This is a genomic window from Carnobacterium sp. 17-4 (genome assembly GCF_000195575.1).
In the GTDB taxonomy this organism is placed as follows: Bacteria; Bacillota; Bacilli; order Lactobacillales; family Carnobacteriaceae; genus Carnobacterium_B.
Map to the genome: position 1 here is coordinate 2,188,404 of NC_015391.1, position 12,647 is coordinate 2,201,050.

The following is a 12,647-nucleotide window of genomic DNA, read 5'->3' on the forward strand; positions in this document are numbered from 1 at the left end:
TTTTTTCTCAATAGTTTCATTGTAGCGTTTTCATTTTGGTTTATCTCGTATATATTTAACAAAACAAGTAAAATTATTGCATTCATTTTAAAACCTTAGTACTATTCAGTTAGGAGGCTGATTATGACTAACAAAAATAGACACTCAAAAGAAATTTACACGCTTTGTTCCTCATTTTATGATTTATCACATTTGGCCATCCAATACATCGATAGTGATGGAAATATTCTTGTACAAATGACTCAACAAAACTTTCCTGATGAAATCCGTTCGACGACGATCACCTCTTTTCAAGAAGTAGAAAAAAAATTGCAAAAACAAAAGCCTAATTGCTGTTACTTTTTTACTACTAGCTTTGAACTTGAATACATTGCGCTTGGTTTATGGAAAGAAAAAACGTTTCAAGGATCTATTTTAGTAGGGCCTTTTCTTTCAACTATACCAAATTCAGAAGTGATTGATCGCGTAGTCCTCACAAATCATTTGCCTCTTCATACTCGTAAAACACTGCAAAATTTCTATGATTCTTTAGTAGTCGTACATACTCAAGAACTGCATCAATTAAATGCTCTTCTAATAAATTTATTCGCTCATTCTTACATTATACCGGAAATGCATTCCGCTGAACCTATCCAACCGACTTCTACTAAACGCGAAGTACGTTACAAACAAAAGAATATTCAGCAAGTTATTGAAGCACGGTACCATTTCGAAAACACTTTAATGGAGGCTATTTCTAAAGGAAATGGCGCTTTAGCCGTCAACCTTATGAACGAGCATTTAGACTTAACCGATTTTTCAAGTCGCAACAGCTCTGATCCTGTCCGTGTGTATAAGAACCTTTTGATTACATTGAATACACTTAGTCGCAAAGCTGCTGAAAAAGGTGGTGTACACCCGATTTATTTGGATAGTATTTCTGAAAAATTTGCCCTCATGATTGAACGTACTAAGGACTTACCAAGCTTATATGAAATTAGTCGCGTCCTCTTAACCGAATACAGTGAGAGTATCTGGCAGTACTCAAATTCAGAGTACAGTTCTGTTATAAAAAAAGCGATTCATTATATTCTCTTGTACATTGATTATCCCTTAACTTTAGAAGAAATTGCAAGAAATATCTATGTCAATCCTGCTCACTTATCGCGTAAATTTAAAAGCGAAACAAACATGACTCCTACTCAGTTTATTCATGCTAAAAAGATAGAAGAAGCCAAACATTACCTAGAAAAAGGGAATTTAACGATTACTGAGATTGCTTTACTCGTTGGTTTTAATGATCCGAACTACTTTGGAAAGGTCTTTAAAAAAGTTACAGGTCTAACTCCCTCACAGTTCATGGCCAATGCAAAGAAACCGATTAAATAATAACTCCAAAAACTGTGGGAACCAAATTCCTGTTAGGAAACTTATCCACACTTTGATGGTTTATTTCACCGGAAATGTGGATAAGTTTTTTCGATTAACTGTTTTTCTAGCTTTTTCATTCGCTATGTAGTATCACTCTTCCATGAAATGACCTTTGACGGAAGAGTGGCGTGCTAAACGAACTTCACTTGTCCATGAAGAACCGTTTCATGGAAGAGTGAGAATGAAAAAGACCCTCACTTGTCTATGAAAGGGGATTTCATGGACAAGTGAAACAAAAAACCTTACTTTTCCAAAGAAAAGTAAGGTTTACACGTGTTGAGATGCAGAACGTTATCTCAGCCTGCTCTCTTTTTATATCCAATTAGTAGTTAAGCTTTCTCAGCTTCTTTTCTTATTTGAGCAGTGTTTGTTTGGGTATCATCTGAAAGTAATTTATTGGCAACGAGTAAGAGTATTGGAAGAATGACGTCATCTGCATATCCCACTACTGGAATAAAGTCGGGGATAAAATCGATTGGACTAATGATATAGAGGATGATCCCTGCTACCATTAATTTCTTTCTCCCGCTTGTTTTTGTATTAAATAAAGAAAGTATGAGAGACTTCACTTGTGACATTGGGGTCTTATTTTGCTTTGTCTTCATTTTCATTTTTACATGACCTCCATTTTTTTTGACTACAATTAGTATAACTATAGCCAGTCTAAAATGTATCGGTCTAAAGCATGATTTTTTTCAGGCTAACTCTTTGGCTTTTTTTGAAAAATCTGTCATTTCAGCTGCTAGATTGGAACGCAAATTAGATAACTCATTATTCACCAATTGTTTGTTCCGAACTACCGCTGTCCCATTGATAAAGACATCACGTACATTTGACGAGTTTGCAGAATAAACTAGCGCTGCATAAGGATCAAAAATTGGAAACATGTTGACTGAAGTTGTTTCCATTAATACGATATCGGCTTTTTTTCCAGATTCCAATGAACCAATTTTATCGGACATATTCAATACCTTTGCTCCTTCAATAGTGGCCATTGCTACAATTTCTTTAGCAGGAAAAGCTTTTCTATCGTGTAAGGCAGTTTTATGAAAATTAGCCACGAGCTTCATTTGCGTAAATAAGTCTAATGTATTGCCACTGCTTGGTCCATCTGTTCCTAAGCCCACTGGAATAGCTAGATCAAGCATTTCTTGTATTGGAGCGACTCCTTTAGCTGATTTCGTGTTCGCTCCAATACAATGAGCAACTCCGACTCCTTCTTGTTTTAAGATTTGGAGATCTTGACTAGATACATAAATACAATGAGCAGCGATAAAACGTGGACTAAGAACGCCAATTGATTGTAAAAACTCTACAGGTGTAGCATCATACTTTTCTCTAAAATGGTTCATTTCATAATCCATTTCTGCTACATGCATGGTCATTGGAATACCGTATTCTTCTGCTAGCTCAGCGGCTGCTTTTAATGCTTCTGGGTCATTAGTATTTGGTGCATGAGGAGCAATCGCTGGTGTAATCAATTCATGGTCGATCCATTTTGGAATGAATTTTTTAGCATACTCAATGCCGCCATGAGGTGTTGGAGCATCACAGGATGGAAAATCAACAACAGTCTCCCCTAAAATGGCTCGAGATTTCATTTCATCAGTAGCTTGTGCTAGAGCGTCTTCAAAATAATACATATCTGCAAATGTCGTAATACCAGCCAATTGCATTTCAGCAATTGCGTATTTGCCACTGTGATAAGCTAATTCTTTCGTCATACAAGCTTTTTCTAATGGAAATAAAAAGCGTCGCAACCGATCAGGACAATCATCACCTAACGATCGAAAAGGAATCATGCCAATATGAGTGTGGGTATTCACCATGCCAGGAATCGCAATCGTTTGATGAGCATCGACTACTTCATCAAAGTTACTTTCTGATTGTAAGAGCTGATCGTATGAACCTACTTCCAAAATTTCATTGTTTTCTATAATTAAGTAACCATCAGAATATTCAGTACGCTTGGCATCCATCGTCAAGATATGGCTATTTTTAATCAAAGTCTTCATCTAATCTCCTCCACTAATGGAATCTGACGTTGACTTCGCACATCAAACAGTCCCTTATCCGTAATTTTTATAGCTGGAGAAACGGGTAAAGACAATGTTGAAAAAGACATAATTTCATTAGCATTGCGGTAGCCCAAATCAATCATTCCTTGTCGTACCTCACTTAATTTTTGTCCAATAACTTGGATAGGTTCATCACTGATGATTCCGCCAATCAAAAGTGGGCAGCAACTTACGACTATCTCATTTTTAACGGTTAAGTAACCGCCTTGTATTTCGACTAATTTATTTTGCGCTACTACTAAATCTTCAATTGAAGTTCCCATCACCATTAGATTATGGTGATCGTGAGCCCAAGTTGTTCCTATGGCTCCTTTTTCTGTCAGTGCATTTTCGACAAGACCATACGCTATATTCCCAGATTTCCCATAGCGTTCCATTACTACAATTAACGCTAGGCCACTTGATTCCCAATCCAAATAACCATTTTTTATTGGGATTTCTCTTTGAACACATTCAGTAAAGGTTCCTACTTCAGCTATACGAATCACATTGCAAACAGCAGTCTGTCCTTCAGCTTGAATTTTAAAGTCATCCCATTTAGCTTTTTCACAGTGAACGGATGAATAAAAGGAAGCCGGAAAAACTGGTTTAGTTTCGGGATACGCTATTTCATTCCCTTTTTTATGCACCAAATTCCCAGCTTTGTAAACAGCTGAAGCTTCCATTGTTGCAGGATCTTCCAACAAAATAAAATCGGCTTTAAAACCAGAAGTTATCGCACCTCGATCTTGAAATCCCATCCTTCTTGCTGGAGTATATGTGCTCATATATATCGCTTCTTCAACCGGAATACCTGCTTCAATAGCCAGTTGAACATTTGCATTTAAATGGCCCTTTAGCAATTCATCTGCCATAATATCATCCGTCACAATGGCACAGTATTCATAAAATTGATTGTTCACTACTACTTCCATGTTTTCTTTAGTTAACGATTTGCGTTGCAATTCAATAAACATTCCGTTGCTAATTTTCTCGTAGATAGATTCTGGACTTTGCTGAGTGTGATCTGCCGTTATACCTTGGTACATAAATTTAGCCAAATCCAATCCTGAGACGAGCGGCACATGTCCTTCAATAGGCATAAAAGGTTTCTTTTCTTGAATGGTATGCAAAATTTGGCGAATTAAAGAATTTGGATCATTCACAATACCGTCAAAATTCATAGCTTCTCCAAGAGCGATTACTTTAGGGTGGTTTAATAATTGATGAACTTCTTCTACTCCTATGAATCCGCCTGTCGTTTCTAATGCTGGAATCGTTGAAGGGACAGAAGATGGAATCGCATAAAAAATATCCATTTCCGTTTCTTCGTTCATAAAGGCATCCATTCCTTCCACGCCAAATACGTTAACGATTTCATGAGCATCCGCAACAATCGTCGTTACTCCATGAGTCAACCCAGCTCTCGAAAATATCGAAGGAGGAACCATGGAACTTTCAATGTGCATATGGATATCGATCAATCCAGGTATCATGTAGTTACCATTCGCATCAATAGTAACATCTGATTTTAAATCTACCGTTGCCTCTATTCCTATCAAAAAGAATTTCCCATTAAGAATGGCCACATCTTTCCATTCAAATTTCTTTAAAAAGCTATTAAATACTTGTACATTCTTAATGATCTTATCTACTTTCATCTGTCATTCACCTTTCTACTATAAAAATAACCTCTTATATAGAGCAGAGGTTATTTTTCCAACTATTTTATTGGTTTTTTTATTGATTCATCGTTCTATTCCATGTTTTGATCCAATCGTCCATTTGGGTATTCACAAATTCAAAATCTACTGGTTTAGTTAACTCAGCGATATCGCCATACGTTTTGTTTTCGGCAACTTCTCCAGTTAATTCAACCTTTTTATTTGTTGGAGCTTCATTTAATGAAGCAGCTGTGATGGTTTGTAATTCTTCACTGAGTCTCCAATTTACAAAGTCATACGCCATTTCTTTATTTTTGGAATTCGCATTAATGTTTATAGTATTAAAATTGGCATACGTTCCAGAAGCTGGAACAACGTATTGAACAGTTGGATGAGCTTCTGAAATCATTGGAATTGCAAAATCGCCTACAACTGCTGCAACAATTTCACCCGATTGAAACATATTAGCTAAATCAGAAGACTTTGCATACGTTTTGACGATATTAGGAGAAAGTTCTTCCAGTCCTTCAAAAGCTGCTTCTCCATTATCAGTAGTAATGTCTACCCCTTTGTACTCACTAGCTACGTACATCATCGAAGGTCCAAACGTGGTAGTAATATCTGGAATAGAAATTTTCCCTTGAAGTGATGGATCCCATAAATCAGAAAACTCATCGATCTTCATTCCAGCAGCTTCTTCATCATAAATAATTCCAATGCTATTTACTGTATACGCTGCTCCAGATCCGTTCTCACTCAACACTTTTGCACTATCAATCAATTCAGCTAAATTCGGAATTTTTTCTGTATCGATTTCTTCAAATAACCCTTCTGTCGCTCCTTGAGAGGAATTTGATTGTGGCAAATCAATAATATCAACAGTCGAATTAGGATTATTTTCAAATTTAGTGTACCGTTCAGAACTTGTACCTGTCTCTACTACAATGTCTACCCCATACTCTTCTTCAAATGGTGCAAATATATCTTCTTGCATAACATCTTCACTTAATCCAAAGGTAGAAATTACTAATTCTTTGTTCTCTCCACTCGCTTCTTGACCACACGCCATTAAAACAGCTGCACTCATCACTGTCAAACTTGCCAAAATTACTTTCTTTTTCATCACTTAAAATTCCCCCTTTTTATAATTGGTTAAACTAAAATCAATTTTTCTTTTGGAATGACGACAAAAACGTCATCGCCTACTTGGTAACCGGGTACTCGCACATCATTAACTAATAGTTTTCCAATAGCTGTTTCTACTTCATATTGATAACTCTTGCCTAAAAACGTACGAACTCTTATAGTGCCAGCTAGACTATTAGACGGTACAACTTGTTCATTCGCAGAAAGTAAAATATCATCTGGACGAATCGTTCCTGTTGCTTGTTGTCTATCTGCTGGATGCATTGTTTCAATTAACGTTCCATCCGAAGTTGTGTAAGTATGTGTATCTTGTTTGGTTAAAGCAAAGAAATTTTCAAATCCAATGAAGCGAGCTACAAATTCGGTTTTAGGATTTTTATAAATTTCTTCCGGAGAATCATACTGTTCAATTACTCCGTTGTTCATAACGGCTACTTTATCTGAAATCGAAAAACATTCTTCTTGATCATGTGTTACAAAAACCGTCGTTATACCTAATCTGCGTTGAATGCGTTTAATCTCAATACGCATACTAATGCGCAATTTAGCATCCAAATTACTCAAAGGTTCGTCTAGTAACAATAATTGAGGTTCAATCACTAAAGCCCTAGCAAGAGCTACACGTTGACGCTGCCCTCCAGAAAGTTGCTTAGGATAACGTTCAGCATAATCTGATAAGTCAGTAGATTCTAAAATAGCCTGCACTTTAGTTTCAATGACCTCTTTTTTTTCTTTCCTCAACTTCAACCCAAAACCAATATTTTCTTTAACAGTTAAATGTGGAAATAACGCATAACTTTGAAAAACCATTCCAAAATTACGTTTGTGGACAGGAACTTTTGTCAAATTGGTATCTCCTACAGTAAAGGTTCCATCATTAGGCTCAATCAGGCCTGCAATGACCCGTAAAGTCGTTGTTTTCCCACAACCTGATGGTCCTAGTAACGAAATCAGTTCCCCTTTTTCCATAGATAAATTGAGTTCTTTTAATATATTATTTTTTCCATCATAACTAACACGAATATTTTCTAAGTCAACAAATGACATAACAGTACATGTCCTCCTTAATGGTATTTAACAAAACGACTCATAGAGTGAGCAGTTAAATGCGAATCTAGTTTTTTTGCTTAATTTATTTGTCTTTTGTGCAAGTAATTTACTAGACTACTTTTGCTAGTCCAAGGGTTTTTTCAATTAAAAACATCAAGATGATTGTTCCCAGCATCAAAAGTACAGACAAAGCAGAAACGACTGGATCATAATTGTATTCAATGTAATTCATTAAAGTGGTAGGTAAAGTCGAAATACCAGGACCAGATAAAAATTGTGAAACAGGTATATTGTTAAACGAATTAATAAATGCCAACATAAAAGAAGCAAATATACTGGAAGAGATATTTGGCAATACAATGCTCGTAAAAGCTTTGAATTTAGTGCTGCCTAAAGTCCATGCCACCTCTTCTATTGAAAAATCTAATTGTTCTAAACTCGAGCCCACTACACGAATAATATAAGGCAAACTGATTAAAAAATGCCCTAACAACAATCCGTGGAATAGTGGTACTTGGAGGCGGATAACGATAAATTGAAATAGAGAATACCCTACTACAACACCAGGTATGATAGTTGGTGATAAAAAGAAATTTTTTATCCAATCTTTCCCTTTCACTCCATGCCTAGTTAAGGCATACGCAGCAGGAATTCCAACAACCAAAGCCAATAAAGTTGCAAGTAAGGAAATTTTTAAACTCAACAAGAAGCTGTCTATAAAAGATTGATTTTCAAAAACAGCTGTAAACCACTTAAATGTAAATCCAGTAATTGGAAATTGAATGGTCGAATTTTCTCCAAAAGCTGTTATCGTTATAATAACTAAGGGAATAAATAAGAATGCAAATACAGCTCCGGCGAATAATGACAACCCTCTTTGTTTACGCATCTTGTTCACCTCGCTTGTCGATTCTATTGGCAATTAAATTAAAAACTTTCATAACCAGTAAAGTGGTAATGATCATGATCAATGCAATAACGCTTGCGTCTTCCCAATTTCCCAATGTCATAGCGTTTTGGTAAAGAAACGTTGACAACATCATATTACGATTGCCTCCTAGTAATTGAGGAGTTGTATAAGCAGTTAGCGTACCTGTAAATACTAGAACACTCCCTACGATAATCCCAGGAATACTCAAAGGTAAAACGACTTTAATGAACGCTTTAATGCGACTTGCACCAAGCGTTTCTGCCGCTTCCATAATTTCTGGATTGATATTTTCCATTACACCTACTAATGTAATGATCAAAATGGGTAAAAATAAGTAAATTGATCCAATAATAATTGAAAACTCAGTATATAGTAAGGGCAATGGCTCAGAAATAAGCCCAATACTGGACATTAATTTATTGATCACACCGTTTTGTCCTAGTAAATTGATCCATGCAAAACTTCGAATAACAGAATTGGTCAACATCGGAAATAATGTAAATGCCATTAATAACCCTCTCCATTTTGGAGATGTTCCAGCTATAAAGTAAGCAGTAGGAACTCCAAGGATAATGCAAATGAACGTTACAATAAGTGAAACACGAATCGTTCGGATAAAAATACCGACATTGTATGAGTCCTGAAAAAAAGAAGTATAAGACTCAATTGAGAATGATCCATTATAAAATGTTGGCCAAATGACTGACACTAATGGAATCAATAAAAAGAAAATAAGTAAGATGAATCCCGGTGCTAGTATTAGATACGGGATTTTTTTCGACATAAGATAAATCCTCCCTAACAAACGAAAAGATCAAGAGTCAATAAAAAGAACTCTTGTATCATTTCTGTTATTTCTTAACATTCATGTTTCTACACAAATCAGTATAACCGTAAAAAAGAGATTGAACAATCATTTTAACGAATTAATATACATAACTTAAATATATCGTTCGTGTTTAACTGTGTTTTATTTATCTAATTAGGATTTATGGCATGATTATCCCTTAGTTAAAATTAAAATCAAATGAGAAAAAATCAAAAAAAATAAGCAACTCTACGCTGCTCATGGAACTTTCTAGTTTCTTAAAAATGGATGCTCTTCTACTTCAAATATTTCCTAAAACGACACCCACAACATAGGCAACTATAGCAGCCAATCCTCCAACTACTAACATCTCAATACCAGACTTCAACCAGTTTGAGTGATTGATTTTAGACTTTACTGCCCCCAGAATGAATAATGTAATTCCGGTAAGTATAGAAGCAATCAAAAAAGAATTTTGAACTAAAATTGGTAAACCCAGTGAAAATACGTATGTTAAGAGTGGAACAACACCAAAGAGACTAAAAGACAAAAAAGTGGCTAAAGCATTTTTTAAAGGCATTTCTTCTATTGAGTCAGTCCCATATTTTTCTTTCCTTACTTGTTTTACAAAAGGTTCTTCGTACTTTGCAAGTGTCTTTACGATTAAGGCTGCGTCCTCTTTCTCCACCCCTTGGTCTACAAATGAATTCATCATTCGTTTCACTTCTTGTTCATGATGGTTCACTATCTCTAATTGTTCATTTTGCCGTATCATTTTTTCATACTCGTTTTGAGATTTTGTTGAAAGGTAATCTCCGACTGCCATCGAAAACCCATCAGCCAACAAATTGGAAAATCCTAGAATCAAAATAACTTTAAGCGATAATTCTCCACCAACGCTTCCTGCTACCACAGCAAAAGTTGTGACAATGCCATCCAATCCTCCGTAAACAATACTTTTAATGTATTTACCATTGCTAGTTTGTACGTTTTTGCGTGGATCAGTCATTTCAATCACTCCTTATACGTAGACTGATAAAAGACTATTCATAAAGCTTTTTTGACAAAAACCGGTTGAACATTACTTTTGATACCTATTACTTTAATTTCCCATATTCAATGTGAGCATTGCGATTATCCATAAACCCATGATCAAAACTAGTGAACTGATAGAGCACAAAAAAATACCTAATAAAACATATTTCATTTTCTTCTTAACTAAATAATCTCTAACAGAAAAAGCCACTATAAATAGACCTATACAGCTGATTATTAACCAGCCAGCCAACTCCATATTCGTATAGTTAGTCGAGAACAATAAAAAATAGAGCATCAAGAATAGCTGGATGTAAAAAAATAATTCGCGATAATTTTTCAACCATTTCTCCATATCATCCACCTTCACTTTCTTAAGAATCACAACCTACATGTGAATATTTTAACAACGAACTCCTATTAACGCAATACTTATTTAAAGGTATATCTTCTATTATTATTTAGTTACAGAAAAAACACTTTGTTCAATAAGTTCAACTAAATAATAGAGTGGTTTTTTTATAAAGCATGAACTAAAGCCTTTGTATTTAAGAACTCTAGTCAATCTTTATTTATTCAAAAAAATAATGACAATTAATTGTGCCACTGAGCTTAATGGTTAATCATAATTAATCTATTTCCTTCACAAAAAGATTTTTTTCTATGCATACTTCTTCATTTGAAGTTTTTATAATAATATCAAAGTTCTGACTGAATGGATGCATAAACAATTCGTACTGAATTCGTCTCTGTTTATGAGACTGACGTAAAGCAGCTATGTCCGTACCTCTTTCTAAAATATCTCTTCCAACTCTTCTTACTAACTCTGTTTCATCATCTGTGTAAAAATAAATTTTCAGATCAATTAACTTAGGATCAATAAATGCGACGCTCATTCCTTCTACGATCGTGACTTTTTTAGGAGATATCAACTCACTTTTTTTGTAATCAGTATCTATGGTATAAAATTTTAATCCAGATTTGATCATTTGAATATCTCTTTCTAGAGACGATGTATGATGAGCATCTGGATGGCAAGCAGTCATTTTTGAATGATAGCTTTTATGTTGATAGTGATAGGAAATCATGGTGTCTTTTCGTAATTGTGACGTAATAATATATGGATCTGTATTGATATACGATACTTCATTTAGTCCTATCAATTGTGCCAGCTTAGTAGAAAAAGTTGTTTTACCTGCAGCACCATGACCTGATATACCAATTATCACTGGCTTTTCTGACTTATTTATCCAATTTATGACTTCATCAAATAGTATTTTCATCCCATCACCCTTTTATCTGTCATTTATACTTTAGTATACATCCTTATCATTCTAGTATTAAGTAAGAATGCATCAAGATATAGTCAATTTATTTTACCATTAATGAAACCGCTCTCCTTACAAAATATGTACTTTCTAAATAAACTAGCCTATTCAAAAAAATAAAAAAGCAGTATCCTCTAGATCAATAGATTCTACTACTTTTTATCTTATTACTATTTTTAAGCTAGCTCGGTACCGCCGGTTACACCGTAAATTTGTGCAGTGACGTAGCTTGATTTTGTAGAAGCTAAGAAAACATAGATATCAGAAAGTTCTACCGGTTGACCTGCTCGTTGTAACGGAGTATCTTGCCCAAAGGTTGGAATAGCTTCACTCGGCTGACCTCCAGAAATTTGTAACGGTGTCCAGATAGGTCCAGGAGCTACCACATTAACACGAATGCCTTTTGGCGCTAGTTGTTTTGCTAGACCTCGGCTAAATCCATTGATTGCAAATTTAGTTGAAGCATAATCTAGTAAATTAGCACTTGGATTATATCCTTGCACTGAGGATGTTGTGATAATGGAAGAACCTTCTGGTAAATAAGGCAATGCAGCTTTTATTACCCAAAATAGAGAGAACACATTAATTTCAAATGTTTGTCTTAACTGTTCTGTCGTGAGTTCTAAGATGTCTTCAACAGCCTGTTGTTTCCCAGCCACTAAAGCTAGTATATCTAATCCACCAAGTTCTTTGTGTGCTTGATCAACAAGTTGTTTACAAAAGGTTTCATCACTTAAATCACCTGGGATAAGAATGGCTTTTCGACCAGCTTGTTCGATCAATTGCTTCACTTCTTGTGCATCTGATTCTTCTTCTGGAAGGTAGTTCAATACAATATCGGCTCCTTCACGTGCGTAAGCAATAGCTACAGCACGACCTATACCAGAGTCTCCTCCTGTTACAAGAGCTTTTCGTCCAACTAGTTGTTCATTTCCTTTGTAAGATTTTTCACCGCAATCTGGACGCGGGTCCATTTTACTTTGTAATGCAGGAGGTTCTTGATATTGCTTTGGAAAGTCTTCAGTAAAAAATTGATTTAATGGATTTTCTAACTTTTTATTTTGCATTTCTCTCTCTCCTCTTCATTAGTAATGACTAAAGTTATCTTAAAATTTTCACCCTATAATTTCAAATCATATGTCTTCATTTGACTTCAACTAGCTAAAAAAAGAAAAAACACACTTATACATTTCTATAGGGTGCTTACTCTATTAGTTA

The 12,647-nt window shown here is 35.2% G+C and carries 11 protein-coding genes; 1 reads left to right on the forward strand and 10 read right to left on the reverse strand.

Translation table 11 applies throughout. The annotated features are described in order from the left end of the window. Positions 1 to 123: 123 nt before the first annotated feature. Positions 124 to 1,368: a helix-turn-helix domain-containing protein gene (locus tag CAR_RS10400; protein ID WP_041556604.1), complete on the forward strand. Its 1,245-nt coding sequence runs from the start codon at positions 124 to 126 to the stop codon at positions 1,366 to 1,368. 371 nt (positions 1,369 to 1,739) lie between these two features. Here CAR_RS10400 and CAR_RS10405 read toward each other — a convergent pair whose 3' ends face one another. The 10 genes from CAR_RS10405 to CAR_RS10455 form a co-directional block, all read right to left on the reverse strand. Then, complete coding sequence (locus CAR_RS10405) at positions 1,740 to 2,021, reverse strand: YkvA family protein (RefSeq protein ID WP_052303146.1); 282 nt, start codon at positions 2,019 to 2,021, stop codon at positions 1,740 to 1,742. 84 nt (positions 2,022 to 2,105) lie between these two features. Continuing rightward, a complete protein-coding gene (locus tag CAR_RS10410; protein ID WP_013711695.1) occupies positions 2,106 to 3,425 on the reverse strand; it encodes an amidohydrolase in 1,320 nt (439 codons plus the stop codon). Beyond that, positions 3,422 to 5,128, reverse strand: a complete 1,707-nt coding sequence (locus CAR_RS10415) for an adenine deaminase C-terminal domain-containing protein (protein ID WP_013711696.1) — start codon at positions 5,126 to 5,128, stop codon at positions 3,422 to 3,424. Before CAR_RS10415 ends, CAR_RS10410 begins: the two co-directional genes overlap by 4 nt. Positions 5,129 to 5,207: 79 nt before the next feature. Beyond that, entirely contained in the window at positions 5,208 to 6,254 is a 1,047-nt protein-coding gene (locus CAR_RS10420; protein ID WP_041556606.1) for an ABC transporter substrate-binding protein, read from the reverse strand. A gap of 29 nt (positions 6,255 to 6,283) precedes the next feature. Then, positions 6,284 to 7,324: an ABC transporter ATP-binding protein gene (locus tag CAR_RS10425; protein ID WP_013711698.1), complete on the reverse strand. Its 1,041-nt coding sequence runs from the start codon at positions 7,322 to 7,324 to the stop codon at positions 6,284 to 6,286. 112 nt (positions 7,325 to 7,436) lie between these two features. Beyond that, complete coding sequence (locus CAR_RS10430) at positions 7,437 to 8,216, reverse strand: ABC transporter permease (protein WP_013711699.1); 780 nt, start codon at positions 8,214 to 8,216, stop codon at positions 7,437 to 7,439. Continuing rightward, positions 8,209 to 9,042, reverse strand: a complete 834-nt coding sequence (locus tag CAR_RS10435) for an ABC transporter permease (RefSeq protein ID WP_013711700.1) — start codon at positions 9,040 to 9,042, stop codon at positions 8,209 to 8,211. Before CAR_RS10435 ends, CAR_RS10430 begins: the two co-directional genes overlap by 8 nt. 325 nt (positions 9,043 to 9,367) lie before the next feature. Further along, positions 9,368 to 10,075 carry a VIT1/CCC1 transporter family protein gene (locus tag CAR_RS10440; RefSeq protein WP_041556608.1) on the reverse strand — a complete coding sequence of 236 codons (708 nt, stop codon included), beginning with the start codon at positions 10,073 to 10,075 and terminating at the stop codon, positions 9,368 to 9,370. A 655-nt stretch (positions 10,076 to 10,730) separates the two neighbouring features. Beyond that, positions 10,731 to 11,384 carry a uridine kinase family protein gene (locus tag CAR_RS10450; RefSeq protein WP_013711702.1) on the reverse strand — a complete coding sequence of 218 codons (654 nt, stop codon included), beginning with the start codon at positions 11,382 to 11,384 and terminating at the stop codon, positions 10,731 to 10,733. 221 nt (positions 11,385 to 11,605) lie between these two features. Further along, on the reverse strand, positions 11,606 to 12,496 hold the full coding sequence (locus tag CAR_RS10455; RefSeq protein WP_013711703.1) for an SDR family oxidoreductase: 891 nt from the start codon (positions 12,494 to 12,496) through the stop codon (positions 11,606 to 11,608). Positions 12,497 to 12,647: the final 151 nt, after the last annotated feature.

What these genes read in the sequence shown, in the direction of transcription:
- CAR_RS10440 (WP_041556608.1), bottom strand. Translation starts at nt 10,075, where the DNA reads ATGACTGATCCACGCAAAAACGTACAAACTAGCAATGGTAAATACATT.
- CAR_RS10420 (WP_041556606.1), bottom strand. Translation starts at nt 6,254, where the DNA reads ATGAAAAAGAAAGTAATTTTGGCAAGTTTGACAGTGATGAGTGCAGCT.
- CAR_RS10450 (WP_013711702.1), bottom strand. Translation starts at nt 11,384, where the DNA reads ATGAAAATACTATTTGATGAAGTCATAAATTGGATAAATAAGTCAGAA.
- CAR_RS10400 (WP_041556604.1), top strand. Translation starts at nt 124, where the DNA reads ATGACTAACAAAAATAGACACTCAAAAGAAATTTACACGCTTTGTTCC.
- CAR_RS10435 (WP_013711700.1), bottom strand. Translation starts at nt 9,042, where the DNA reads ATGTCGAAAAAAATCCCGTATCTAATACTAGCACCGGGATTCATCTTA.
- CAR_RS10425 (WP_013711698.1), bottom strand. Translation starts at nt 7,324, where the DNA reads ATGTCATTTGTTGACTTAGAAAATATTCGTGTTAGTTATGATGGAAAA.
- CAR_RS10410 (WP_013711695.1), bottom strand. Translation starts at nt 3,425, where the DNA reads ATGAAGACTTTGATTAAAAATAGCCATATCTTGACGATGGATGCCAAG.
- CAR_RS10430 (WP_013711699.1), bottom strand. Translation starts at nt 8,216, where the DNA reads ATGCGTAAACAAAGAGGGTTGTCATTATTCGCCGGAGCTGTATTTGCA.
- CAR_RS10455 (WP_013711703.1), bottom strand. Translation starts at nt 12,496, where the DNA reads ATGCAAAATAAAAAGTTAGAAAATCCATTAAATCAATTTTTTACTGAA.
- CAR_RS10405 (WP_052303146.1), bottom strand. Translation starts at nt 2,021, where the DNA reads ATGAAAATGAAGACAAAGCAAAATAAGACCCCAATGTCACAAGTGAAG.
- CAR_RS10415 (WP_013711696.1), bottom strand. Translation starts at nt 5,128, where the DNA reads ATGAAAGTAGATAAGATCATTAAGAATGTACAAGTATTTAATAGCTTT.